Source organism: Streptomyces sp. NBC_01233, from assembly GCF_035989305.1.
Taxonomy (GTDB): domain Bacteria; phylum Actinomycetota; class Actinomycetes; order Streptomycetales; family Streptomycetaceae; genus Streptomyces.
On record NZ_CP108514.1, the window covers coordinates 2,188,910 to 2,214,906 of the forward strand.

Here is a 25,997-nt window from a genome sequence, read left to right on the forward strand (position 1 = left end):
GGATCAAGCATCCCAAAGGGTGCCGAAGGCCAGGAGTTCGTCCCGGTACTCGATGCGGCCCTCCCAGTCCCGGGGCCAGACGTCGGCGCCGAGGTGGGCTCCGGCGAAGGCGCCGGCGAGACAGGCTATGGAGTCCGAGTCGCCCCGCGTGCAGGCCGCCCGGCGCAGGGCCAGGAGGGGCTCGTCGGGGAAGAGGAGGAAGCACTGGAGGGCCGTGGCGAGGGCTTCCTCGGCGATCCAGCCGTCGCCGGTGGTCAGGCAGGGGTCGGTCTCCGGGGAGGGGGACCGCAGGGCGGCCGCCAGCCGGTCCAAGGCCGCCAGGCACTCGTCCCAGCCCCGCGCCATGAAGGACTCGGGCGAGGCGTCGCTGGCGGTCCGCATCCAGAGGTCGCCGAGCCAGCGCTCGTGGTAGCGGGTGCGGTTCTCCAGGGCGTACGAGCGCAGCCGTCCGACCAGGCCCGTCACCTCGGTGCCCGCGGCCAGCAGGTGCACCGCCCGCGCCGTCAGGTCGGAGGCGGCGAGCGCCGTCGGGTGGCCGTGGGTGAGGGCCGACTGGAGCTGGGCGGCGCCCGCCCGCTCCTCGTCCGTCCAGCCCGGCACCAGCCCGACCGGGACCACGCGCATGTTCGCGCCGCAGCCCTTGGAGCCGACCTGGCTGGCCTCCCGCCAGTCCCGCTCGGGCAGGTTCAGGAGGCTGCAGGCCTTGAGGCAGGTGTTCCCGGGTGCCCGGTTGTTCTCCGGGGAGTGGTACCAGTCGACGAACTCCTCGCGGACCGGGCGGGCCAGGCGCAGCGGGCCGATCGGGCCGCGCTCCGCGGCGGTGCGCATCCCGCGCGCGAGGGCGAGGGTCATCTGGGTGTCGTCCGTGACGATCGCCGGGCGGGGGAGCTTCATCTCCCGCCACGGGCCCGTCTTGGCCAGGATCGAGGGCACGTCGTTGAACTCGGTCGGGAAGCCGAGGGCGTCGCCCAGGGCCAGGCCGATCAGGGCGCCCGTCGCGGCTCGCTTCGTCATCGGGTAGGTCCTTCCGGTCGGAGCAGAGGGGGATGGAGGGCGGTCGCCGGGCCGGGCCGGTAGAGGGCGGCCGGTTTGCCGCGGCCGCCGGTCAGCCGGGCGGCGCCCGGCACGGCCTCGACGAACCCGGGCGTCGTCAGGACCTTGCGGCGGAAGTTGGGGCGGTCGAGGGCGGTGTCCCAGACGGTCTCGTAGACGGCCCGGAGCTCGCCCAGGGTGAACTCGGGCGGGCAGAAGGCGGTGGCCAGGCAGGTGTACTCCAGCTTCGAGCCGATCCGCTCCCGTGCGTCCGCCAGGATCACGGCGTGGTCGAAGGCGAGGTCGCAGACCTCCCCGACCGGCAGCCAGCGGGCGTGCGCCGCGTCCCCGCCGCCCTCCGCCGCCGGCTCGGGCATGTCCGGGACGAGGGCCGTGAAGGCCACCGAGACCACCCGCATCCGCGGATCCCGGTCCGGTTCGCTGTACGTGCGCAGCTGCTCCAGGTGGAGCGCCGCCACCACCCGCTCCGGCAGGCCGGTCTCCTCGGCCAGTTCGCGCCGGGCGGCGGCCTCCGCGGACTCCCGCGGCAGGACGAAGCCCCCGGGCAGCGCCCAGGCCCCCGCGTACGGCTCCTGGCCGCGCCGGATCAGCAGCACGTGCAGGGCCCCGTCGCGCACGGTGAACACGGCCAGGTCGACCGTCACCGCGAACGGCTCGAAGGCGAGCGGAGCGAGATGGGGGTCCCCCCGGCCGGAGGCTGGGGGAGGGTCATAGCCGGCGGTCATCGGTTCTCCGGAAGGGGGTCGGTGAAGTGCCAGCCCTCGGCCAGCAGCTCGTCCACGGCAGCGACGGCCGTCTCCAGCCGGGCCGCCCGGTCCCCGCGCACGACGAGGAAACGCCTCCCGGTGCGCTCCAGTTCCGCCCGGAACCGCCCGGTCATCCAGGGTCTGAGCTGCGGTCCGTCCCGCAGCCCGTCGTCCTCGAAGGGCACGTCGGCGTGGTCGGTCAGCAGGTACAGGTCCCGTCGGGTCAGGGCGGCGGCCCGCTCGACCTCGGGGTTGCGGTCGCCCATGTACCGCTCGTGCCAGATCCCGGTCGCGAAGGAGTCGGTGTCGCAGAACAGCACCGGGGAGCCGAGCCGGGCGGCCCGCTCCTCGTCCGCGTCCTGGTGGCGCGCGATGACCGGGAACTCCTCCGAGGTGAAGGACACGTCCGCCCAGGACGCCGCCGGGTCGGCCGCGCGGGCCGCCGCCAGCTTCTCCTCGCTGTACCGGCGGCCGTACTCGGCGACCCAGCCGGTCTTGGCCCAGACGCCGCCGAGCCGCCGGTAGTGGTCCGCCAGGGCGCGCGACAGCGTGGTGGTCCCGGTGGACTCCGCGCCCAGGACGACGACCCGCCGGGTCAGCGCGGCGCGCACGGCCGGCCCGAGGAACTCCCAGGAGCCGACCGGGTCCCTGCGGACCGCCGTCCCGGACACCGGGAACAGCGTCCGCTCCCGGTCCACCAGGACCTCCTCGGCGCCGAACCGCCGGGCGAGCTCGCTCCCGTACTCCTCCGAGGTGAACACGGCGTCCACCCGTCCGGGGACCGCGCCGCGGAAGACGGCCATGTGCGCCTCCCAGATCTCCGGGTCGTGCAGGTCGACCGGGATGTCGTCGACCGCGCCGACGACCTCGGCCCCGGGGTGCGCCTCGCGCATCCAGGCGATCCGGTCTGCGAGCGGGACCGACTCCACCGAGGCCGCGCACACCAGCACCGTCAGCCGCTCGCACTGGTCCTGGGCGGTGCGCACGAGGTGGTGGTGCCCGGCGTGCGGCGGGTAGAACTTGCCGAGGACCAGGCCGTGCCCGTGGCGTCTCATGCCGTCGTCTCCACAGCCGTACGGGCGTCCGCCGCGCGCAGCGTGCGCCGCCAGCCTAGGAGTCCGGCCACGCACAGGACGAGGAAGCCGACGTAGAGCGCCGAGGTCAGGTAGAGCCCCTTGTGCGCGTAGAGCGGGATGTAGACGAGGTCGGCGGCGATCCACAGCCACCAGGACTCCACGAGCTTGCGGCACTGCCCGTAGGTGGCGACGAGCGAGAGCCCGGTGGTCAGCGCGTCCCAGAACGGGACGGTGGAGTCGGTGGCCCGGCTCAGCAGCAGCGTGAGCCCGAGCACCGCCACCGCCCCCGCCGCGGCGAGCCCGGCCCATTCGGTGCGCGTGGTGCGGCGCACCGGCAGGGCCTCGGCGGATCCTGGTCCACCCCCGTGGGTCCAGGACCACCAGCCGTAGGCGGCGAGGGCGATGAAGACGATCTGGAGCCCGGCATCGGCGTAGAGGCCGGCCTGGGCGAAGAGCACGATGAAGAAGACGTTGTTGGCGATGCCGATCGGCCAGTTGGCGACGTGCTGCCGGGCGACCAGCCAGACGCACAGGGCGCCGGTGGCGAAGCCGAGCACCTCGGTCCAGCTCAAAGTCCAGTTCATGCCGGCTCCCACTCCCTTTAATAGTCATAGCGACTATAAACAGGAGTGTGGGGTCGGGGCAAGCGAAAAGCCCGCAGTGCACGGGGCACTGCGGGCTCTTCTCGGGGAGCGGGGGGGTCTACAGACCGACCTCGCGCATCAGCATGCCGACCTCGGTGTTGGTCAGGCGGCGCAGCCAGCCGGACTTCTGGTCGCCCAGCTCGATCGGCCCGAAGGAGGTCCGGACGAGCTTCTCGACCGGGAAGCCGGCCTCCGCCATCATGCGGCGGACGATGTGCTTGCGGCCCTCGTGGAGGGTCACCTCGACCAGGTAGTTCTTGCCGACCTGGTCGACGACCCGGAAGTGGTCGGCGCGGGCGTAGCCGTCCTCCAGCTCGATGCCGTCCTTGAGGCGCTTGCCGATCTCACGCGGCAGCGGGCCGGTGATCGCGGCGACGTAGGTCTTCTTCACGCCGTACTTCGGGTGCGTGAGGCGGTGGGCCAGCTCACCGTGGTTGGTGAGCAGGATGATGCCCTCGGTCTCCGTGTCGAGCCGGCCGACGTGGAAGAGACGCGTCTCACGGTTGGTGACGTAGTCGCCCAGGCACTGGCGGCCGTCGGGGTCCTCCATGGTGGAGACGACACCGGCGGGCTTGTTCAGCGCGAAGAACAGGTACGACTGGGTGGCAACGGTCAGGCCGTCCACCTTGATCTCGTCCTTCGGCTGGACGCGCTTGCCCTGCTCCAGCACGATCTCGCCGTTGACCTCGACGCGGGCCTGCTCGATGAGTTCCTCGCAGGCGCGGCGCGAGCCCATGCCGGCGCGGGCGAGCACCTTCTGCAGACGCTCACCCTCCTCCTCGGCGCCCGGGAAGGTCTTCGGGGTCTTGATCACGGGCTTGTCGGCGTACCGGTCGCGCACGCGCTCCTCGATGCGCGCGTCCAGCTCGCGCGGGCGGGACTGGCCGCTGCGGCTGCCCGGGCCGCTGCGCGGGCCGCCGGCCCCGCCGATGCCGGGGGTCTTGGAGGTCTTGGGGCCACCCTTGGCGCCACCGCGCGCGGCCGCGCCACGGGCACCGCCGCCGCCGGCCTTGGGGCCGCTGCGACCGCTGCGCTCACCCTCGGGGCCCACGTCGTAGCGGCGCTCCTCGGGGCGCGGGTTGCGGATCCGCGGCGGCGGAGCCTGGTCGCGGTCGCGCGCGTCCGAGCCGCCGCCCTGGTAGCCGCCGCCGGAGCCGCCGCCCTGGTAGCCGCCGGAGCTGCCGCCGCGGTAACCGCCGCCGCCTCCGGTGGAGCCGCCGCCCTGGTAGCCGCCGGAGCTGCCGCCGCGGTAACCGCCGCCGCCTCCGGTGGAGCCGCCGCCCTGGTAGCCGCCGGAGCTGCCGCCGCGGGAGCCGCCGCTGCGGCCACCGCCGGAGGAGCCGCCGCGGGAGCTGCCACCGCCGGAGGAGCCGCCGCGGGAGCCGCCACCGCCGGAGGAGCCGCCGCCGCGGTAGTTGCCGCCGCCGGAGGAGGAGCCGCCGCGGGAGTTACCGCCGCGTCCGCCACCACCGCCGCCGCCGCTGTTCCTGTTGCCGCCACCGTTGCCGTTGCCGCTGCTTCGCATCAAAGTTCCGTCGTCTTGTCGTCGTCTTCATCGGTATCCGGTGAGTCCGGATCGAACGACGGCACACCTTCTTGCGTCTCGGCTTCGATCGCGTCCGCCTCGGGGAGGAAGGGCGCGAGCTCCGGGAGCTCGTCCAGGCCTCGTAGGCCCATCCGCTCCAAAAAGTGGTTCGTCGTCCTGTACAGGATCGCACCTGTTTCGGGTTCCGTCCCCGCCTCCTCCACCAGACCGCGCTGGAGGAGGGTCCGCATGACCCCGTCGCAGTTGACTCCGCGCACCGCCGAGACCCGCGACCGGCTCACCGGCTGGCGGTACGCGACGACCGCCAGGGTCTCCAGGGCCGCCTGGGTGAGCCGGGCCTGCTGGCCGTCCAGTACGAAGCCCTCGACGGCCGGGGCGTACTCCGCCCGGCTGTAGAACCGCCAGCCGCCCGCGACCAGCCGCAGCTCGAATCCCCGGCGCGCGGCCGTGTACTCGTCGGCGAGCTCGCGCAGCGCGTGCGCGACCTCGCGCGGGGTGCGCTCCAGCACCTTCGCGAGGTGCGCCTCGGTCGCGGGCTCGTCCACGACCATGAGCACGGCCTCCAGGGCCGGCTTCAGCTCCAGCGCGGCCACCGCGCTCGCTTCGCTGCTCAATCCTTCGCCTCCACGATCTGGTCGAACTCGTCGGTCACGGTCGGCATGCCGTCGCCGTCCCCGCCGCTCCAGCGCACGGTGAGGGTCTGCAGTGCCTCCTCCTGGTCGAGGACCACCGCCTTCTCCCGGTAGAGCTCCAAGAGGGCCAGGAAGCGCGCGACGACGGTGAGCGTGTCGTGGGCGTCCTCGGTGAGCTCCTGGAAGGTGGCCTCCCCGCGCGCCTTCAGCACCCGCACCACGAGCCCGGCCTGCTCGCGCACGCTGACGAGGGGCGCGTGGATGTGGTCCACGTACACCTGGGGCTTGGCCTTCGGCTGCATGGCCTTGACGGCGAGCCGGGCGAACCCTTCCGCTCCGATGCTGATGACGACCTCGGGCAGCAGGTCCGCGTGGTGCGGCTCCAGGCCCACGGTCCTCGGGTACCGCCTCCCCTCGGCCTCGGCCCGCCTCTCGAAGATCTCGGCGATCTGCTTGTACGCGCGGTACTGCAGCAGGCGCGCGAACAGCAGGTCCCTGGCCTCGAGGAGGGCCAGGTCCCCCTCGTCCTCGACCTCGGCGGCCGGCAGCAGCCGGGCGGCCTTCAGGTCGAGGAGGGTGGCGGCGACGACGAGGAACTCGGTGGTCTGGTCGAGATCCCAGTCCGGCCCCATGGCCCGGATGTGGGCCATGAACTCGTCGGTGACCTTGGACAGCGCCACCTCGGTGACGTCGAGCTTGTGCCGCGAGATCAGCTGGAGCAGCAGGTCGAAGGGCCCCTCGAAGTTGTCGAGCCGCAACGTGAACCGCCCGTCGCCTCCGGCGGGGCCGGCAGGCACTCCGGCCCGGGCCGAGCCGCCTGCGGCGGGGGCTGCGGCGGCGCCCCCGGCCGAGCCGGCAGCGTCCGCGCCCACGGCAGGGTCGCCTCCGGCCGAGGCGGGAGAGCCCTCGACCCCGGCCGGGCCGCCGCCCGCCGCCGCGTCGGCCTGCCTCGGCCCCGGCTGCTCCTGCTGCGGGCCTGTGGGCCCTCCGGAGGGCCCGGAGGTCTCCCGGGGCTCCGCCCCGCCGTCCACCACCGCGAGCCGCACAGCGGGCACATCAGGCTCGGCTTCGCCACCTGCGACCGGGGCTGCGGCGCCCCTGGCGGGGGCGGCAGCGGCCTCGGCGCCTGTGGCGGGGTTGCCGGCGGGGGTGTCGTCAGGCGCCGGGTCGGCCTGCTTCGGCCCACGTTGCTCCTGCTGGGGGTCTGCGGGCCCCTCCGGGGGGCCGGGGGCCGGGCGGGGCTCCGGGCCGCCCTCCGCCGCCGCGGGCCGCGCAGCGGGCTCGTCAGGGGCTTCGGGGCCCACTCCCCCGTCGGCCGCGTCGGGGTTGCCGGGGCCGCGCCCCAGCAGTCGCCGGGGCGGTCGGCCGGATTCGGCGGGGAAGGGCATTGCGGTCCAGGTGGTGCGCAGGGGCAGCGGCGGCGGGCTGGGTGACAGCCACGAGCAGCCTAGTGCTGCGGCCGGAAAGTCCCGCCGGGGCGCGGCGTCCGGTGCGGCGCATCGCACGGCACAGGGCGGCCGCACGGGACGTACGGCAGTACTTCGCCGTCCGGCAACGCCGCCGGTGTGGCCGGAAGGCCCCGCCGGGGCGCGGCCTCGCAGGGCGGAGGGCCGGCGCCCGCGCTGGGCGTACGGACGTACTGCGCCGTCCGGCAGCGCCGCGAGGTGCGGCCGCGTTCGCCCGGGCCGGGTGGTCCCGGCGGCGCGGCGAGGTGGGGTGCCGGGCCCGGCTGGGCCTCGGCGTCCGGGTGGGGCCCGGAACCCGGCGGGGGTGCCGGGGCTCCGGGAAGCCCGGCCGCAGGCCGGTCAGCGGCCGCGCAGCCGCCGTACGAGGATGCTCGCGTCCCCGCGGGATTCGAGATCGGCGAGGACGACCGCCACCGCCTCACGGACGATGCGGCCGCGGTCGACGGCGAGCCCGTGCTCCCCGCGCAGCACCAGCCGCGCGTGTTCCAGGTCCATGAGCTCCTCGGCGGAGACGTAGACCGTGATCTTCTCGTCGTGCCGTTCGCGGCCGCTGGGCCGCCGGTTCGCGCCGCGGCCCTGTCCCTTGCCCCGGCGGGTCGCGCCGGTCGGGGCGGTGACCGCCCCGCCGGCCGGGCCGGCGGGGCTGACAGAACCTTCCTGCGGTCGCCGCGGTTGCCCCACGACGGGCCCGCCGGACGCCGTACCGGCCTCAGCCTCCCGGCTGCGGCCCTCCCCCGCCGTGCCCTCGGCCGAACTGGCCGAGTGTTCCGCGACGGGTGCCTCCTCGACCCCGCGCCGCGGCGAGGACGACTGGAGCGCCATCCCCCCGGTCGTACGGAACAGTTCGTCGGCTCCGGGCAGACTCACTCGGCGTGACACCGGGCGAGCACCTCCCTGGCCAGCTGGCGGTAGGCGGCGGCGCCGACGGAGTTGGACGCGTACGTCGTGATCGGCTCACCGGCGACCGTGGTCTCCGGGAAGCGCACCGTACGGCCGATGACCGTGTGGTAGACGTGGTCGTCGAAGGCCTCGACGACGCGCGCCAGCACCTCACGGCTGTGCACCGTACGGGAGTCGTACATCGTGGCGAGGATGCCGTCGAGCTCCAGCTCGGGGTTGAGCCGCTCCTGCACCTTCTCGATGGTCTCGGTCAGCAGCGCCACGCCGCGCAGCGCGAAGAACTCGCACTCCAGCGGCACGATGACCTTGTGAGCCGCCGTCAGGGCGTTCACGGTCAGCAGACCGAGCGAGGGCTGACAGTCGATCACGATGTAGTCGTAGTCGGCCATCAGGGGCTTCAGGGCCCGCTGCAGGGTGGACTCGCGCGCGACCTCACTGACCAACTGCACTTCCGCAGCGGACAGGTCGATGTTGCTCGGCAGCAGGTCCATGTTGGGGACCGCCGTCTTGAGCAGCACCTCGTCGGCCGACATGCCCCGCTCCATGAGCAGGTTGTAGACCGTCAGGTCGAGTTCCATCGGGTTCACGCCGAGACCCACGGACAGTGCGCCCTGCGGGTCGAAGTCGACGAGCAGCACGCGGCGCCCGTACTCGGCGAGCGCGGCACCCAGGTTGATGGTCGACGTGGTCTTGCCCACGCCGCCCTTCTGGTTGCACATCGCGATGATCTTCGCCGGACCGTGGTCGGTCAGCGGACCCGGGATCGGGAAGTACGGGAGCGGGCGTCCGGTCGGGCCGATCCGCTCACGGCGCTGGCGGGCAGCGTCGGGGGCGAGGGTGGCCGCGTACTCGGGGTCCGGTTCGTACTCCGCGTCGGGGTCGTAGAAGTGCCCCTCGGGCACATTGTCGTAGTCGGCGAAACCAGTGGGCTTTTCGCCGCTCAGGTCGCCGGCCCTGGAGTTCACGTCTAGGCCGTCCATGCTCTTTTGGGGCGTCGTCATGTGCTGGTGGTTTGCGAAGGTGCGTACCGCGACGGAGCCGACGGCTTCGAGCCCGGTGGGGCCTTGGCCCCGCTCGGGCATCCCTGCTCGACCACCCCCAGGGGCAAATGTCGACTCATTCACAAGTCGTCTTACCTCCTCGGACGTGACCAGGACACTTATCGATAGGTCAGCGTGGCACCATGCCGACGGTTGGCGACTCTATGGCGTGTCACCACTCAGCGGCAACACAATCCGCCGGACCCGGCGCGATGTGTCGGCAACCGAACACCACTCTGTCAAGGGCGTGCGAGCTGTCGCTGCGAAGTTTCGCGGGTGCGCGAAAGGGTTAAAGGGTTACGTTCGAGGCGAGTTGAGCGGGGTCTCGGAACACGCCGCAAACGCGTCCGGCCGGACCTTGCGGGCAAGGTCCGGCCGGATACGTGAGATTGACGTCAGTCGTTGACGCGTCAGCCGAGCAGCGTGCTCAGCTCGAGGGTCTCGAGGCCGTGGGCCTCGGCGACGGGACCGTAAACGACCTGCCCGTCATGGGTGTTGAGGCCCAGCCCGAGCGCGGGGTCACGACGCAGCGCCTCGACCCAGCCGAGGTTCGCGAGCTGCACGATGTAGGGCAGCGTGGCGTTCGTCAGCGCGTAGGTGGAGGTGTTCGGCACCGCGCCCGGCATGTTGGCGACGCAGTAGAAGACCGAGTTGTGGACCTGGAAGGTCGGCTCGGCGTGAGTGGTCGGACGGGAGTCTTCGAAGCAGCCGCCCTGGTCGATCGCAATGTCGACAAGTACACTTCCGGGCTTCATCTTGGCGACGAGCTCGTTGGTGACCAGCTTCGGCGCCTTCGCACCCGGGATCAGGACCGCGCCGATGACGAGGTCGGCCTCGACGACGGCCTTCTCGAGCTCGTAGGCGTTGGAGACGATCGTCTTGATCTTCGTACCGAAGATCTTGTCGGCCTCGCGGAGCTTGTTGATGTCGCGGTCGAGCAGGGTCACGTGGAAGCCCATGCCGATGGCGATCTGCGCGGCGTTCCAGCCGGAGACGCCGCCGCCGATGACCACGCACTCACCGGCGTGGGTGCCGGGGACACCGCCCGGGAGGACGCCGCGGCCGCCGGCCGAGCGCATCAGGTGGTAGGCGCCGACCTGCGGGGCCAGTCGGCCCGCGACCTCGGACATCGGGGCGAGCAGCGGCAGCGCGCGGTTCGCGAGCTCGACCGTCTCGTACGCGATGGCGGTGGTGCCGGACTCCAGCAGGGCGTCCGTGCACTCGCGGGAGGCCGCCAGGTGCAGGTAGGTGAAGAGCGTCTGGTCCTTGCGGAGGCGGTGGTACTCCTCCGCGATCGGCTCCTTGACCTTCAGCAGCAGGTCGGCGGTGGCCCAGACCTCGTCGGCGGTGCCGAGGATCTCCGCACCGGCCGAGACGTACTCGGCGTCCGTGATCGAGGAGCCGACACCGGCGTTCTGCTCGATGAAGACCTGGTGGCCGTTGCGGACCAGCTCATGCACGCCGGCGGGCGTGATGGCGACCCGGAACTCGTTGTTCTTGACCTCGCGGGGGATGCCGACCTTCATCGTCGATCACGGTCCTTGGCTCAGGGGATTTTTCGGGGCACTTCCATACATACCCGCCCACAAAAACGCGCAACGGGATGCACCACGGGATGTCGTGGTGAAGCCAGTCTAATGAAGGACGACGCGCTGTCTAGCCTTGCAAACAAATAATCTCAGTCGATATCACTGCGGATTTCGCAGGCTGCGGGGTCGTCTCCCAGCAATCTGTCGGCTGCGGAGCGGTGCAGCCTTGCGGCTGCGGGGTCGCCCAGCCGGTCGAGCGTGTCGGCCAGCCGGACCTGCAGCGCGGCCTGAAGCCGCTGGTCGCCGGCCCTGCGCGCGAGCTCCACCGCCTCCCGGCAGGTGTGCAGCGATTCCTCGGGCCGTCCCGCGTACTCCTGGACCCGCGCCATCTCGCTCAACGCCTTTGCCTGACCCGGCACATCGGCCAGTTTCCGGTAGCCCGCGGCGGCGGCCCGCCAGCTGCGCAGCGCGTCCCCGTACCGGCCCGCATACGTGTGCACGTTCCCGAGCCGCCCGTACAGCCGGGCCTCGTCCGCGCGCTCCCCCCGCGCGAGGGCCTGGGAGAGCGCCCGGCCGAACCAGTCGGCGGCCCGGTGCCAGTCCGCCAGCTCCTGGTACGCGCCGCCTACGGATTCCATCGCCCGGCCGGTCGCGTACGGATCGTTCGCCGCCCTTCCGGCGTCCAGCGCGGCCCGGTAGCGCTCCAGGGCCTCCTGGGTCCGGCCGGTCTCGGCGTCCAGGTCGGCCAGGTTCAGCAGCGCCGCGGCCTGCTCCCGGTGCAGGTCGCGGCGCTCCGCCACGTCCAGGACCAGCCGGTGCAGCCCGTACAGCTCGGGGGCGGCCCCGGCGGTGCCCCGGTGCTCCGCCAGGGCCCGTACGAGGGCCGCGACCAGCCGGCGGGCCAGGGTGTCCAGCTCCCCGTCGGCCACCGCCAGGGAGGCCGCCGCGTCGAGCGCGGGCAGCCGGGTGTCCAGCCAGGTGGCGGCGGCCCGCCGGTCCGGGAACCGCAGGGCGCGCGGCAGCCCGTCCAGCACCTCCCGCACGTCCTCCTCGCCGACCACCGCCATGGCCCGGCAGGAGTGCAGCAGCCGTACGGTGCGCTCCAGCATCCGGGCACGGGCCAGCTGGACCTCGGCCGGCCGCTCCTTGGCCTCCAGCAGGGCCTGGAGCAGGGGGGCGAGGCAGCCGGGCAGCAGGAACAGCCCGTCGTGGGCCGGGTGTACGAGCCCCAGCCCGGCGAAATCGTCCAGCGTGGCCTGGGCCGCGGCCACGGAGCAGCCGGCGAGGGCGGAGGCGGTGTGCGAGTCGACGAGGCCGGCGGGGGCCAGCGGCAGCAGCCGCAGGGTCCGCTGGGCGGGCTGCGGCAGGGACTCGTAGGCGAGCCGGAAGCACCGGGCGAGCGGGCCGCCGGTACTGGCCGGCATCTCGTGCAGCTGCTTGGCCACGTCGGAGACCGAGGCCTTGGGGTGGGCGGCGAGCCATCCGCCGACGAGGCAGAGCGCGGCGGGCTGGCCCCCGCACTCCTCGGCGAGGGCCTCGGCGGCCCGGGGGTCGGCGGTGACGCGGGTGTCGCCGATGTGCTGGGCGAGCAGCTCCACGGCGGAAGGCGTGTCGAGCCCGCCGAGGGTGCAGGGCCGCACGTCGGGGATCCCCGTAAGCGGCCCCTCGGCGGTGACCACGACGAGGCACTCGGGGGTGTCCGGGAGCAGGGCGTCGACCTGATGCGGATCGGCGGCGTCGTCGACCAGGATGATCACCCGCCGCCCGTCGAGCGCGGTGCGCAGGGCGGAGCTCAGCTCGTCCTCGCCGGCCCCGGGCGGGGTGGGCCGCCCCAGCCCCTCCAGCAGGCCCCTGACGGCCCGCTCGGTGGCCACGGTCTCCCCTCCGGGGCGGGTGAGCCGGGTCCGGAGCACCCCGTCGGGATACTCCTCGGCGACCTCGCGGACGAACTCCTCGGCGAGGGCCGTCCGGCCGGAGCCCGGCCGCCCGGCGACGAGCAGCACCCTCGCCCGGGGCGCCTTGGCCTTCCGGCCGGAGAGGGTGTCGAGCCCGGTCCGCGCGATGTCCTCGCGCAGCTCCTTGAGCTCACGCCGCCGCCCGACGAAATCCGTCACGGATCCGCTCCTCTCCCTGCCTTCGGATGGCGAGCGTAGTTCACGCAGAGCGACGACCCGTGTGGAGCGCGGCGGGCAAATCCCCCAATCGGACCAGCGGATGGTCCTCTTTTTCACGTGCCGCTCGCGCGGACTCCGCCCTGGCGGGCCTCCCCGGCTTCCCGCCGCTGCGCCGGACTCCGTCCGTCGTCCCCCGGGCGGGGCTTCGGGGCGTGCCCGGGCCGTCCGCCGGCTGCGGGCCCGCCGCTGCGCGGAGCCGCCCCCCACCCGCCCTTCCACCGTTCCGCGGGGCTCCGCCCCGGACCCCGGTCCTCAAACGCCGGACGGGCTGAATTTTCCAGCCCCGCCGCACCACCCAGCCCCGCCGGCGTTTGAGGCGATCTTTCAGCCCCGCCGGCGTTTGAGGCGCTGGGGTCCCCCCGGACGAAGTCCGGGGGAGGGGCCGGGGGCAGGGCCCCCGGCGGCGGCTCGGCCTGCGGGCTACGCCTCGTACGGGCGGGCCCGCCACGGGGCCAGGGCCGGGCGGAGGGCTTCGATGCCGCCCTCGGAAGCCAGGGCGGCTGACAGGGCCAGGACCCCCGTCACCAGCCCCGGGTTGCCCAGCTCGCCCGCGAGGATCCCGCGTACCAGGTCCCCGAGAGGCACCCGCGCGAGTTCCATGTCCGCCTCCTCGTCGGAGACTTCGTACCGCGCCCCCTCCGCCTCCGCGAGGTTCCGCGCCAGGAAGACCCGTACCGCCTCGTCCGACCCTCCCGGGGACGTGTAGAAGTCGGCCAGGACGTGCCAGTCCTCCGCCTTGACGTGTGCCTCCTCGTACAGCTCCCGCTGGGCCGCGTGCAGCGGGTTCTCCCCCGCCACGTCCAGGAGCCCGGCCGGCAGCTCCCACAGCCGGTGCCGTACCGGGTGCCGGAACTGGCGCAGGACCAGTACCCGCTGCTGCTCGTCGAGGGCCAGCACGCACACCGAGCCGGGGTGCACCTGGTAGTCGCGGCGCACCACCGAACTGTCGGGCATCCGGACCTGGTCCGACTTGACGGACGTCTTCGCGCCCTCGAACGGGGTGCGCGAGGCGACGACCTCCCACGACTCCGGTGTGTCCACGATGTCGTTGCCGATGTCGTTGCCCATGGCCATGGCCGATACCTTCCCGAGAACGCGACAGCCGGGGCACGATCCGTGCCCCGGCTGTCTACGTTATGCGGTCAGGCGCTCACTTCGCGGACTGCTGCCGCTCCACGGCCGCCTTGACCAGGCCCGCGAACAGCGGGTGCGGGCGCGTGGGGCGCGAGCGCAGCTCCGGGTGGGCCTGGGTGGCCACCAGGTAGGGGTGCACCTCGCGCGGGTACTCGACGTACTCGACGAGCTTGTTGTCCGGGGAGGTGCCGGAGAAGACCAGACCGGCCTTCTTCTCCAGCTCGCCGCGGTAGGAGTTGTTGACCTCGTAGCGGTGCCGGTGGCGCTCGTCCACGTACGCCTGGTCGCCGTAGACCTCGCGCACGATGGAGCCCTCGGCGAGCTTCGCCGGGTACATGCCCAGACGCATGGTGCCGCCCAGGTCGCCCGCGCCCTCGACGAAGGCCAGCTGCTCCTCCATGGTCGAGATGACCGGGTGCGGGGTGGAGGCGTCGAACTCGGTGGAGTTCGCGTCCTCGATGCCCGCGAGGTTGCGCGCGGCCTCGATGACCACGCACTGCAGGCCCAGGCACAGGCCGAGCAGCGGGATCTTGTTCTCGCGGGCGTAGGTGATCGCGCCGACCTTGCCGTTGACACCGCGGTCGCCGAAGCCGCCGGGCACGCAGATCGCGTCCACGTCGGCCAGCTGCGCCGCGGCGCCGTCCGGGGTCTTGCAGTCGTCGGAGGTGACCCACTTGATCTGGACCCGGGCCTTGTTGGCGAAACCGCCGGCGCGCAGCGCCTCGGTCACCGACAGGTAGGCGTCGGGCAGGTCGATGTACTTGCCGACGAGCGCGACCTTGACCTCGTGGTCGGGGTTGTGGACGCGGTCCAGCAGGTCCTCCCACACCGTCCAGTCGACGTCGCGGAAGGGCAGGTCGAGCTTGCGCACGACGTACGCGTCGAGGCCCTCGGTGTGCAGCACCTTCGGGATGTCGTAGATCGACTTGGCGTCGATGGCCGCGACCACGGCCGCCTCGTCCACGTCGCACATCAGCGAGATCTTGCGCTTGATGGAGGTGGGGACGTCACGGTCGGCGCGCAGCACGATCGCGTCGGGCTGGATGCCGATGCTGCGCAGGGCCGCGACCGAGTGCTGGGTCGGCTTGGTCTTGAGCTCGCCGGAGGGGCCGATGTAGGGCAGCAGGGAGATGTGCACGACGAAGACGTTGTCGCGGCCGACCTCGTGGCGGACCTGGCGGACGGTCTCCAGGAACGGCAGCGACTCGATGTCGCCGACGGTGCCGCCGACCTCGGTGATGACGACGTCGACGTCTTCGGTCGCCATGCGCCTGATGCGGTGCTTGATCTCGTTGGTGATGTGCGGGATGACCTGCACGGTGTCACCGAGGTATTCGCCGCGCCGCTCCTTGGCGATGACCGTGGAGTAGACCTGGCCGGTGGTGACGTTGGCCGAGCCGTCGAGGTCGACGTCGAGGAAGCGCTCGTAGTGGCCGATGTCCAGGTCGGTCTCGGCGCCGTCGCTGGTGACGAACACCTCGCCGTGCTGGAACGGGTTCATCGTGCCGGGGTCGACGTTCAGGTACGGGTCGAGCTTCTGCATCGTGACCCGAAGACCGCGCGCCTTCAGCAGCGCACCCAGGCTGGAGGCCGTCAGGCCCTTGCCGAGGGAGGAAGCGACACCCCCGGTGACGAAGATGTGCTTGGTCGTCATGGATTTGGGCGGCATCGCCAAGAGGGGGCTCCCGTGGTCGCGAGGTGAGGTGCGTCCGGCGCCGGCCTCCGTCGATCCGGAAGGGTCTCAGGGGGCGCCGAAGCTGCGGTTTCGGGGCTCCTGATTCGCACAGGCAGACCACCGGTCCACGGGGTACCAGCCTATCAGCGCCCGGGCCGGTCCGCCTCCGGCCACGCGGCGTCAGCGGCTGGTAGCAGGGCGCCGAAGTGCGCCGGGGCCGCGTGGCACATCCTCACCCGTTCGGCCCATCCGCATTCTTCCGCGGCTTAAGGAGATCACTAGGGTGCCGTCATATCCTGCTCGGATATTGCACACATCACCGCCGGGCAGTCCGTCAGACGGCCTAACCGAGCCGATATGCGGAATCATGGGCTCAACGCGGAGATCCCCACCCACAGGTGACCGCGCAACCGCGCAATGCAAGCGCCCTTCGGGGCGGACGTGGCCGTTCGACTGGAGATGCAACGTGTCCGGGCGCATCGAGGATTACGCACTGATCGGGGACATGCAGACCGCGGCGCTGGTCTGCCGGGACGGGGCGGTGGACTGGCTCTGCCTGCCACGCTTCGACTCCCATGCCGTGTTCGCGAGCATTCTCGGCACCGAGGATCACGGGTTCTGGCGGATCGGCCCGGCGTATCCGGCCGGCTCCGAGGCCCCGCGTGCCGACCGCCGCCGCTACCGCGGTGACTCCCTGGTGCTGGAGTCGGAGTGGGACACGCCCCGCGGAAAGGTCCGCGTGATCGACTTCATGCCGCCCCGCGAGGACCACGCCCCGCAGCTCATCCGCATCGTGGAGGGCATCAGCGGGCGCGTCCCGATGCGCTCGGCGCTGCGGATGCGCTTCAGCTACGGGCGGGTCGTGCCCTGGGTGCACAAGGTCGACGGGCGCACCGTCGCCGTCGCCGGCCCCGACTCGGTCTGGCTGGACACCGAGGCCCAGACGTACGGCAAGGACCTGACGACGTACTCCGACTTCACCGTCGGACCCGGCGACCGGATGGCCTTCAGCATCAGCTGGCAGCCCTCGCACAAGGGCGCGCCGGAGCTCCCCGACGCCGGGGCGGCCCTGGAGTCGACCACCGACTTCTGGCGCGAGTGGGTCGACCAGTGCACGTACCACGGGCCGTACCGGGAGGCCGTGGTCCGCTCCCTGATCACCCTCAAGGCCCTCACGTACGCCCCCACGGGCGGGATCGTCGCCGCGCCGACCACCTCCCTGCCCGAGGAGATCGGCGGGGTCCGCAACTGGGACTACCGCTACACCTGGCTGCGCGACGCGGCCATCACCCTCTCCTCGCTGCTGCGCACCGGCTACCGCGAGGAGGCCCGCGCCTGGCGCGAGTGGCTGCTGCGCGCGGTGGCCGGGGACCCGGAGAACCTGCAGATCATGTACGGGATCGCGGGCGAGCGGGAGCTCGGCGAGACCGAGCTGGACTGGCTGCCCGGCTACGAGAACTCCCGCCCGGTCCGCGTCGGCAACGGCGCCGCGGGCCAGCTCCAGCTCGACGTCTACGGCGAGGTCACCGAGGCCCTGCACCTGGGCCACATGACGGGCCTCGCCCGCAGCGACTACGCCTCGCTGCTCCAGCTCAAGCTGATCCGCTACCTGGAGACCCACTGGGACCAGCCGGACGAGGGCATCTGGGAGGTGCGCGGCCCGCGCCGCCACTTCGTGCACTCGAAGGTGATGGCCTGGGTGGCCGTGGACCGCACGATCAAGCTGATCGAGAGCGGGGACGCGGACGGGCCGCTGGAGCGGTGGCGCGAGCTGCGCGACGAGATCCACCAGGACGTGTGCGAGAAGGGCTACGACAAGGAGCGCAACACCTTCACCCAGTCGTACGGGTCGAAGGAGCTGGACGCCTCCCTGCTGCTGATTCCGCAGATGGGCTTCCTGCCGCCGGACGACAAGCGGGTCATCGGCACCATCGAGGCGATCCAGCGCGAGCTGTCCACGCCCGACGGTTTCATCCTGCGCTACCCGACGGCGGGCGAGGAGGCCGGCGTGGACGGCCTGGAGGGCGACGAGGGGGCCTTCCTGGCCTGCTCGTTCTGGATGGCCGACGACCTGGCGATGATCGGCCGGGTGGACGAGGCGCGCCGGCTGTTCGAGCGGCTGCTGTCGCTCCGCAACGACCTGGGTCTGCTGGCGGAGGAGTGGGATCCGCGACTCCAGCGGCAGGTGGGGAACTTCCCGCAGGCCTTCAGCCACGTTCCGCTCATCGACACGGCGCTGCGGCTGACGGCGAGCGGGGCCTACGGGGGGTGAGCACGCTCCCCGGGCGTACACGGGCCGGGCGCACGCGGGCCGGGCCACCTCGTGTACGGGGCCCCGGGCTTGCGGGCCGGCTCCCGTCCGGGCGTACGGGGCACGGGGTGCTCACCGCGCCCCGCCGCTCCCCGCCCCCTACGCTGGAAGGGTCCTATGCCCTCCTGTGGAAGGGGCAGCCATGGCTCCCCTCTCGAAGGCGGGCGCGGCCCTGACCGCGCTCCGCGAAGACCTGTCCGGCGCGGTGTTCACCCCGGAGGACCCGGGGTACGACGAGGCCCGGACGGTCTTCAACGCGATGATCGACCGCAGACCCGCCGTCATCGCCCAGTGCGAGAGCGCGGCGGACGTGGTGACCGCCGTGCGTTTCGCGAGAGACCTGGACCTGAACGTCGCCGTGCGCGGCGGCGGGCACAGCGTGGCCGGGATGTCCCTCAACGACGGCGGTCTCGTCGTGGACCTGCGGCGGATGCACGAGGTGACGGTCCACCCGGCGGCCAGGGCCGCGCACGTCGAGGGCGGGGCCACGATGAGCCACCTGGACCGGGCCTGCCAGCCGTACGACCTGGCGACCACCGGCGGCCGGGCCTCCACCACCGGAGTCGGCGGCTTCGTGCTGGGCGGCGGAACCGGCTGGCTGGACCGGAAGTTCGGCCTGGCGGTGGACAACCTGCTGGGCGTGGACCTGGTCACCGCGGACGGCGAGCTGCTGCACGCGACCGCCGAGGACCACCCCGAGCTGTTCTGGGGGCTGCACGGAGGCGGCGGGAACTTCGGCATCGCCACCTCGCTGACCCTGCGCCTGCACGAACTGCCGCACATGTCGATCGCGTTCGTCCTGTACCTGCCGGAGCGCGGGCCCGAGGTGGTCCGCGCGTTCCGGGAGGTCATCGAGGCCGGACCGCCGGAGGCCTCCGGCGCCGCCCTCTATGTGACCGGCCCGCCCGAGGAGTTCGTACCGCCGCACCTGGTCGGCCTGCTGCTGGCCGGCGCGCTGCTGACGTACGCGGGCCCGGAGGGGGAGATGCGCGAGCTGGCGCGGCCGCTGCTGGCGATCCCCCACGAGTCCGAGATCGTCACGGCCATCCCGTACGCCGACCTCCAGTGCATGATCGACGACCCGCCCGGCATGCGGAACTACTGGTCGGCGGAGTACCTCACCGGTCTCCCGGACGCGTTCGTGGACGCCTTCTGCGCCCGCGCCGAGTCCATGCCGGTGCCGACCGGCACCCAGCACCTGGTCTTCCCGCAGGGCGGCGCGATCGCCTCCGGCCCGGCCGACTACCCGGTGCCGTACCGCGACGCGCCCTGGGCGGTGCACCCGTTCGGGATCTGGGAGGACGCGGCCGACGACGAGAGGTGCCGGCAGTGGGTCAAGGACGTCCGGGCCGACGCCGAGCCGTGGAGCACCGGCGCGGTGTACCTGAACTTCACCGGGGACGAGGGCGGAGACCGGGTGGTCTCCGGCCTCGGCAGCGCGAACATGCAGCGGCTGGGCGCGCTGAAGCGGCAGTACGACCCGGACAACGTCTTCCGCTTCAACCACAACATCCGGCCGGCCTGACCCGGGATCAGGTCAGGGCCTCGATCACCTCCCGCGCCGCGCGCTCGCCCTCGGTGGCGCCGCCCTCCATAAACCCCTGGTAGTCGTAGCTGCAGTGTTCGCCGCCGATGTGGACGTTGCCCTGCGCGGTGCCCTCGTACTTGGCGTAACGGTGCAGGTAGCCGGTGGGCCAGTACGAGTACGCGCCGAGCGAGTACGGGTTGCGGTGCCAGGCGGAGAGCTGTGCCCTGCCGGTCCAGACGGCCTTGGTGCCCGGGTAGAAGGCGTCGATGCCGGTCAGCATCCGGTCGGCGAGGGCGCGTACGTACGGGTCGGCCTCCGTGGCGAAGGGGGTCGCGGGGGTCAGCGATCCGGCGAGGGTGCCGCCGCCGTACTGCAGGAGGATCCCGCCGGTTCCGGGCTGCACCTTGGTGGTGTCCCAGGTCTGCTGGACGTCGGAGTCGGTGAAGCAGTCTCCCGCGGAGACGCCCGGCCAGGGACCGGTGCCGCGCCAGGGCCGCGCGGTGAACTGCATGTTCAGCTTGGTGCAGTGGCCCATCCGGGCGTCGCGCAGCAGGTTGCGCATCAGCGGGTCGAAACCGGCCTGCGAGGTGTCGATGCGCTGCAGGATCGGCAGCGGCAGGCACAGGACGGTGTGGTCGGCGACGGCGGTGCGTACGGACCCCGAGTCGTTGAAGGTCAGGGTCTGGGTGCCGTCGGCGTTGGCCCGCACGGCGACCAGCTCGCGGCCCATCACGATCGATCCGGCGGGCAGGGCCGCGGCGATGGCGTTCGGCAGCCGGTCGTTGCCTCCGGTGATGTGGTAGCGCTCGTTGGACAGGCCCCAGACGTTGAAGTTGCCGGGGTTCGTCTGGTAGCCCATCAGGAGGACCAGGGCGAGGGCGGACTGCCGGTCGGTGTCGGCGCCGTACTCGACGTTGTAGGCCACGTCGATGAAGCGGCCGAGCCGGGAGCCGTGGCCGCCCGGGACCCGGGTCTCGATCCACTCGTACAGGGTCATGTTGTCGAGGGCCGTGCCCGTCGGCGTGGTGCTGTTCCAGCCGACCTCGCCCGCTTCGGAGAGATCGCGGCGCAGCGCCTGGTAGACGGCCTTGAAGTCCTCGTCGGCCTGGTGGCGGGGGTAGTACTCGCCGTTGAACCAGAGCACCTCCTCGGCCCCGTTGGGGCCGCCGCCGAGGAAGTCCTCGACGGGCAGACCGAAGCGGCGGCACAGCTCCAGGATCTTCTTGTGGCTGGTGTCGATCAGCTCGCCGCCGATCTCGGAGGTCTGCCCGTACGCCCAGTGGTCGGCCCCGGTCCACATCCGGCCGCCGACCCGGTTCGGGTTGGCCTCGTAGAGGGTGCAGGCGACGCCCGCGTCCTTCAGGGTGAGGGCGGCGGTCAGGCCCGAGATGCCGGCGCCGATGACGGCGACGCGGGCCGGGCCGACGGGCTTCTTGTCGGGGGCGGTTCCGGTGGCGCGGGCGGTCGCGGCCCCCGCGGTGGAGGCGAGGGCGGTGCCGAGGCCGAGAGCGGCCGCGCGCCCGAGGAGTTCACGGCGGGTGGAGCCGCGGACCTCGGAGGCGGGCAGCGCGAGGCGCCGGGCGGCTGCGTGCTCGGCGGCGAGCCGGCGCAGCGCGTGCATGACGGGCGTACGGGCCATGGCGGGGCTCCTCAGAGGTTCGCGGCGGACGGGGCGGGCTCGGGGGCGGTCCGGGCCGGCGGGGCGGCGTCGCCCGGGCGCTCGGCGGCGTCCTCCAGGACGATCCGGCCGATGATCTCGTAGCGCCCGGGCGCCTTCGCCTTGAGCCACAGGCCGAGGCCGAGACCGCCGAGGAATACGGCGCCCACGATCCACGGGATCAGCTTGAAGAAGACCGAGCCGGCCGCGCTGCCCGCCGCGGTCTCCATGTTGATCACCAGCAGGACCACGACGGCGATCATGCCGGCACCGCCGAGCAGCGGCGCGGTCAGCGTCCGGAACCAGTGCCGGTCCTCCGGGTGGTTCTTGCGGAAGTAGCCGACGACGGCGAAGGAGCACAGGGTCTGGACGATCAGGATCGCCATCGTGCCGAGGATCGCGAGCAGCGTGTAGAGGTGCAGGTAGGGGTCCTGGCCGGTGAGCCAGAAGCCGGCGACGAGCGCGGTGGCGATGGCGGTCTGCACGACCGAGGCCACGTACGGCGAGCCGTGCTTGGTGTGGGTGCGGCCGAGCTTCGGTGACAGGAAGCCCTCCCGGCCGATGGCGTAGAGGTAGCGGGCGGCGCACTGGTGGAAGGCCATGCCGCAGGCGAAGGAGCCGGTGAGCAGCAGCCACTGGAAGGCGTCGACGGCCCAGGCGCCGATGAAGGCCTGGGTGGGGGCGAAGAAGAGGTCGAGGGGACTGGCGGAGGCGGACAGTTCCACGGACTTCGCCAGGCCGTTGCCCGCGATGGTCATCCAGGAGACGTAGATGTAGAAGAGGCCGACGCCGACCACGGAGATGAGGGTCGCCTTCGGGATGACCCGCTTGGGGTCGCGGGACTCCTCGCCGTACATGGCGGTGGACTCGAAGCCGACCCAGGACCAGAAGGCGAAGAAGAGCCCGAGGCCCGCGGAGGTACCGGTGAAGGCGTTCTTCGGGTTGACGGGTTCGAGCGGGATCCCCTCGGGGCCGCCGCCGGCGATCAGGACGGCGGTGGCGACGGCGAACAGCACGGCGATCTCTGCGATGAGCATCACGCCGAGGGCCTTGGCGGTGAGGTTGATGTCGAAGTGCGCGAGGGCGGCGGTGACGGCCAGCATGGCGACCGCGTAGAGGATCCAGGGCAGGTCGACGCCCAACTGGTCGTGGACGGTGGTCTTGGCGAAGTAGGAGAAAACCCCGACGATCGAGGCTTCGAAGACGATGTACGCGAGGACGGCGAGCATCCCCGACGCCATTCCGGCGATGCGTCCGAGGCCGTGCGAGATGTATCCGTAGAAGGCGCCGGCGGCTGTGATCCGCTTGGCCATCGCGACGTAGCCGACCGAGAAGACCGTCAGCACCAGGGTGGCGAAGAGATAACCGGCGGGAGCGCCGGTGCCGTTCCCGAAGCCGACCGCGATGGGCAGGTTGCCCGTCATCGCGGTGATCGGGGCGGCGGTGGCGACGGCCATGAACACGACGCCGACCAGCCCGACGGAGTTGGCTTTGAGCCGCTGGACCTGCGGGGCTGCGGATCCCTGCGGCGACTCGCCCGTGATGCCTCTGCTCATTGCGTCCTCTTCCGTGTGGAGGGCGCCCACTCTCTCCCTGGGTGACGCACGCCACAATCGGCACGTGGTCCGATAATCTCCTTGCCGGGGCGACGAGTTGTCGGGCCGGATGGGGGTACACGGGCCTCCTTAACCGGGGGGTGATGTGATCGGAACAAGGCGCCCGGTAGCGTCCCGCGATATGGACAACCAGGGCGGGATCACGGTTCAGCGGGCACTGGAGCTGCCGGGACTGCGCAGCGGGCTGCCCGAGGTGGTGGCCTGCGCCGACCGGCTGGGCCGGACCGTCCGCTGGGTCCACGCGGGCGAGGTCCCGAACATCGCCTCCCTGCTCAAGGGCGGCGAGCTGCTGCTGACCACGGGCCTCGGCCTGGGCACCCGGCCCGCCGAGCAGCGTGCCTTCGTACGCCGCCTCGCGGACCGCGGGATCGCCGCGCTGGTGGTCGAACTGGGACCGCGCTTCACCCGGCTGCCGGCGACGATCGTGGAGACCGCGCGCACGGCGGGGCTGCCCCTGGTCCAGCTCCACCGGGAGGTCCCCTTCGTCACCGTGACGGAGGAGGTCCACACCGAGATCGTCAACCACCACTACGCGCTCCTGCAGCGGGCCGAGGAGGTCCACCGGCGCTGCACGGAAGCCCTGTTGGGCGGCGGGGGCATCCCGCAGGTGCTGCGGATCCTGGCCGACTTCACCGGGAACCCGGTCTTCCTGGAGACCCCCGACGGGCAGCTGCTGTACGCGGCGGGCAACGTGGCCGGGGACGCCGGCGCGGACCCGCTGCAGGTGTGGGAGGGCCTACGGGGCCAGCGCGAGGCCGAGCCGTCGGCGAACACCGTGGTGGTCGACGTACCGGGCGGGGGGCACGGCACGGGAACGGTCCGGGCCCGCGTCGTCCTCGTCGGGGTCTCGGCTCCGCTGCTGCCGGTGCACCGGATGGCGGCCGAGCGCACGGCCGGCGTGCTCGCCGTCGTGCTGATGCAGGCACGGCAGGAGGAGGAGCTGGCGGCGCGCGGCCGCGGCGACTTCCTGACGGACCTGGCGGAGGGCCGCATCTCGGCGGAGGACGCCCCGGCGCAGGCCCGCGTCCTGGGCTTCAAGCCGGGCGCGGGGCCGCTGCTGCCGGTGGTCATGCGGCTCTCCTCGGACCTCGGCCCGTCCGGGAACTGGGCCGTCCTGGCCCGCGCGGTCCTGGAGGAGCTCTCGTCGGTCGGAGTGCCGGTCCTGCTGGGCGTCCGCCCGGTCGAGGGCCGGGTCCCCCTCCTCGTGTCCCTCCGGGCGGAGTCGGAGCGCACGGCGGTGGCGGACCGGGTCTCGGCCGCGCTGCGGGCGGGCGTCGAACGCGCGGGCCTGGACCGGGCCACCGCACCGCCGGCCGTGGTCGTCGGCGTCGCGGGCGGCTGGGCGGCCGCCTCGGCGGGCCTGCGCCACGCCGCGGAGACCGCCACCGCGGCCCACGGCCTGCCGGCCCGGCCCTGGTACGACGCGCGACGGCTGGACATCGACCTCCTCCTGTGGCGGCTGCGCGAACACCCCGACCTGGCGGCCTTCGTGGACCGGGCGATCGGCCCGCTCCGCACCCACGACACCACGTCCCGCCCCCCTCTCCTCCCCACCCTGGAGACCTACCTGGCCCATGCGGGCCGCAAGGCGGAGACGGCCCGCGAGCTCCACCTCAACCGCCAGACCCTCTACAACCGCCTGGCCCGCATCTCGGAACTCCTGGGAACGGACCTGGACGACCCGGAGACGGTCCTCTCCCTGAGCCTGGCCCTCCGCGCCCGCCGCCACACGCCGTCTCCTTCTTGACGCCCTCCTCGCACCGCTCGGCGCCGGCGCGCCTCCCGGGCTTCGGACGGCTGCGCCGGACTCCGTCCGTCGGCCCCTGGGCGGCACGTGGAGGCGGCCCTGCGGGGCCGTCCCCCACCCGCCCTTCCACCTCCCTCCCAGACTCCGTCTGGGAGGGACCCCCACCCGGGCCCTGCCCGGACCCGGTCCTCAAACGCCGGACCGGCTGAAAGATCCAGCCCCACCGGGCAGATCCAGCCCCGCCGGCGTTTGAGGCGCGGGGGTCCCCCCGGACGGAGCCTGGGGGAGGGTCCGGGGCGGAGCCCCGGTCTTTCAGCCCCGCCGGGAGGCTACCGGCGGCGTTCCATCAGTTCGTCGTAGACGGACAGGACCTGCGCGACGGTGTCGTCCTCGGACGGCCACGTCGCCGCCTGCACCCGCCCCGCATCGGCGAGTGCCGCCCGCCGCGCAGGATCCGCCAGCAGGCCCGTCACGGCAGCGGCCAGCGCCTCCGCATCCCCCGGCGGGACCAGCACCGCACCCTCCCCCACCAGTTCCGGCACGCCCCCCACCGCCGTGGCCACCAGCGGCACGCCCACCCGCAGCGCCTCCTGCGCCAGCAGGGCCCGCGCCTCGCGCCGGCTCGGCAGCACCGCCAGGTCCGCCGCTGCCAGCAGCTGCGCCGCGTCCCGGCGGCGCCCCAGGAGCCGTACCGGGAGCCCCTCGGCCTCGATCCGCCGCGACAGTTCGGCCCGTAGCGGCCCTTCGCCCGCGACCACCAGCAGCGGGGCCGGGTCCAGCGTCCGCCACTCCCGTGCCGCGTCGAGCAGCAGGGAGTACCCGCGGTGCGGGACCAGGCTCCCGACGGTGATCAGCAAAGGCCGCCCGACCGCCCCGAGTTCCGCCCGCACCTTGTCCGGGTCCGCCGCGCCCCGGCCGTCCGGGCCGTCCGGGCCCGCCGGTACCGCCACCGGCGCCAGCCGCGCGTCCCGGGCGCCCCGCAGCCGCGCGAGGTCCACCAGGTCCGAGGAAGCCCCGAGGACGACGGCCGCGGCCCGTGCCACGTGCCGTTCCAGCATCCGGCTCAGTCGTCCCAGCGCGCCCGCGGCCGTCGGCCCGTCGCCGTGCCAGCTCACCACCAGCGGCACCCGGCGGCCCCGTATGGCCAGCGCGGCGCGCATCCCGGCGCGCACTCCGTGCGCGTGCACGACGTCCGCTCCGGCGCACGCGGCCCGCAGCACGCCCGCCGCGTCGGGCGCGAACTGCGCCCCGGCGCCGGTGAAGTCGTACTCCCCCTCCGCCTGGACGGGCGCGCACACCGTGACCCGTACGCCGCGTGCGGCGAGCCCGGTCGCGAGCGACCGTACGTGCGCGCAGCTGCCAGCGCCCGCGCCGTCGCCGAGGACCTGGACGGTGCGGAGCGGCTGGCGCCCGTAGGGCTGTGCCGGGAGGGAGGTGGAGACCGGGGAGCTGCTCACGGGCCGAAGCTCCAGGGTGTGGGAGTCAGAGATGTCGCCAAGGATGCCAGTCCGCACGCGCGTTCC

The 25,997-nt window shown here is 72.9% G+C and carries 19 protein-coding genes; 3 read left to right on the forward strand and 16 right to left on the reverse strand.

Features of this window, described 5'->3' with window-relative positions:
* Positions 1-3 precede the first annotated feature (3 nt).
* From OG332_RS10070 to OG332_RS10130, 13 genes are all read right to left on the reverse strand, one after another.
* Positions 4-1,014: an ADP-ribosylglycohydrolase family protein gene (locus tag OG332_RS10070; RefSeq protein ID WP_327413128.1), complete on the reverse strand. Its 1,011-nt coding sequence runs from the start codon at positions 1,012-1,014 to the stop codon at positions 4-6.
* A complete protein-coding gene (locus OG332_RS10075; protein WP_327413129.1) occupies positions 1,011-1,778 on the reverse strand; it encodes an NUDIX hydrolase in 768 nt (255 codons plus the stop codon). Before OG332_RS10075 ends, OG332_RS10070 begins: the two co-directional genes overlap by 4 nt.
* A complete protein-coding gene (locus OG332_RS10080) occupies positions 1,775-2,854 on the reverse strand; it encodes an AAA family ATPase (RefSeq protein WP_327413130.1) in 1,080 nt (359 codons plus the stop codon). Before OG332_RS10080 ends, OG332_RS10075 begins: the two co-directional genes overlap by 4 nt.
* Positions 2,851-3,459: a nicotinamide riboside transporter PnuC gene (pnuC, locus tag OG332_RS10085; protein ID WP_327413131.1), complete on the reverse strand. Its 609-nt coding sequence runs from the start codon at positions 3,457-3,459 to the stop codon at positions 2,851-2,853. Before pnuC ends, OG332_RS10080 begins: the two co-directional genes overlap by 4 nt.
* Positions 3,460-3,577: 118 nt before the next feature.
* Entirely contained in the window at positions 3,578-5,044 is a 1,467-nt protein-coding gene (locus OG332_RS10090) for a pseudouridine synthase (protein ID WP_327413132.1), read from the reverse strand.
* A complete protein-coding gene (gene scpB / locus OG332_RS10095) occupies positions 5,044-5,679 on the reverse strand; it encodes an SMC-Scp complex subunit ScpB (protein ID WP_319726253.1) in 636 nt (211 codons plus the stop codon). The genes OG332_RS10090 and scpB overlap by 1 nt, the downstream gene beginning before the upstream one ends.
* On the reverse strand, positions 5,676-7,085 hold the full coding sequence (locus OG332_RS10100; protein ID WP_327413133.1) for a segregation and condensation protein A: 1,410 nt from the start codon (positions 7,083-7,085) through the stop codon (positions 5,676-5,678). Before OG332_RS10100 ends, scpB begins: the two co-directional genes overlap by 4 nt.
* Before the next feature lie 417 nt (positions 7,086-7,502).
* Positions 7,503-8,042, reverse strand: coding sequence for a hypothetical protein (locus OG332_RS10105; RefSeq protein ID WP_319726256.1), 540 nt, complete (start codon positions 8,040-8,042; stop codon positions 7,503-7,505).
* The gene (locus tag OG332_RS10110; RefSeq protein ID WP_319726258.1) at positions 8,027-9,145 is read right to left on the reverse strand and encodes a ParA family protein; all 1,119 of its coding nucleotides are present in this window, start codon (positions 9,143-9,145) and stop codon (positions 8,027-8,029) included. Before OG332_RS10110 ends, OG332_RS10105 begins: the two co-directional genes overlap by 16 nt.
* A 368-nt stretch (positions 9,146-9,513) precedes the next feature.
* Complete coding sequence (gene ald, locus OG332_RS10115; RefSeq protein ID WP_327386192.1) at positions 9,514-10,629, reverse strand: alanine dehydrogenase; 1,116 nt, start codon at positions 10,627-10,629, stop codon at positions 9,514-9,516.
* Between the two features lie 152 nt (positions 10,630-10,781).
* Positions 10,782-12,794: a tetratricopeptide repeat protein gene (locus tag OG332_RS10120; protein ID WP_327419167.1), complete on the reverse strand. Its 2,013-nt coding sequence runs from the start codon at positions 12,792-12,794 to the stop codon at positions 10,782-10,784.
* 432 nt (positions 12,795-13,226) lie between these two features.
* Positions 13,227-13,880 carry an NUDIX hydrolase gene (locus OG332_RS10125; RefSeq protein WP_327413134.1) on the reverse strand — a complete coding sequence of 218 codons (654 nt, stop codon included), beginning with the start codon at positions 13,878-13,880 and terminating at the stop codon, positions 13,227-13,229.
* A gap of 76 nt (positions 13,881-13,956) precedes the next feature.
* The gene (locus OG332_RS10130; RefSeq protein ID WP_327413135.1) at positions 13,957-15,609 is read right to left on the reverse strand and encodes a CTP synthase; all 1,653 of its coding nucleotides are present in this window, start codon (positions 15,607-15,609) and stop codon (positions 13,957-13,959) included.
* 472 nt (positions 15,610-16,081) lie between these two features.
* Between OG332_RS10130 and OG332_RS10135 the strand changes: the two genes are divergently transcribed.
* Positions 16,082-17,887, forward strand: a complete 1,806-nt coding sequence (locus OG332_RS10135) for a glycoside hydrolase family 15 protein (protein WP_327413136.1) — start codon at positions 16,082-16,084, stop codon at positions 17,885-17,887.
* 181 nt (positions 17,888-18,068) lie between these two features.
* Positions 18,069-19,451: an FAD-binding oxidoreductase gene (locus OG332_RS10140; RefSeq protein ID WP_327413137.1), complete on the forward strand. Its 1,383-nt coding sequence runs from the start codon at positions 18,069-18,071 to the stop codon at positions 19,449-19,451.
* A gap of 7 nt (positions 19,452-19,458) precedes the next feature.
* On the opposite strand, the gene OG332_RS10145 is transcribed toward OG332_RS10140, so the two are convergent.
* A complete protein-coding gene (locus OG332_RS10145; protein WP_327413138.1) occupies positions 19,459-21,093 on the reverse strand; it encodes a flavin monoamine oxidase family protein in 1,635 nt (544 codons plus the stop codon).
* An 11-nt stretch (positions 21,094-21,104) separates the two neighbouring features.
* The gene (locus tag OG332_RS10150) at positions 21,105-22,667 is read right to left on the reverse strand and encodes an APC family permease (protein WP_327413139.1); all 1,563 of its coding nucleotides are present in this window, start codon (positions 22,665-22,667) and stop codon (positions 21,105-21,107) included.
* A 181-nt stretch (positions 22,668-22,848) separates the two neighbouring features.
* Between OG332_RS10150 and OG332_RS10155 the strand changes: the two genes are divergently transcribed.
* A complete protein-coding gene (locus OG332_RS10155; RefSeq protein WP_327413140.1) occupies positions 22,849-24,474 on the forward strand; it encodes a PucR family transcriptional regulator in 1,626 nt (541 codons plus the stop codon).
* A gap of 329 nt (positions 24,475-24,803) precedes the next feature.
* Here the strand turns inward: OG332_RS10155 and OG332_RS10160 are convergent, their stop codons facing one another.
* A complete protein-coding gene (locus OG332_RS10160) occupies positions 24,804-25,931 on the reverse strand; it encodes a glycosyltransferase family 4 protein (protein WP_327413141.1) in 1,128 nt (375 codons plus the stop codon).
* Positions 25,932-25,997: the final 66 nt, after the last annotated feature.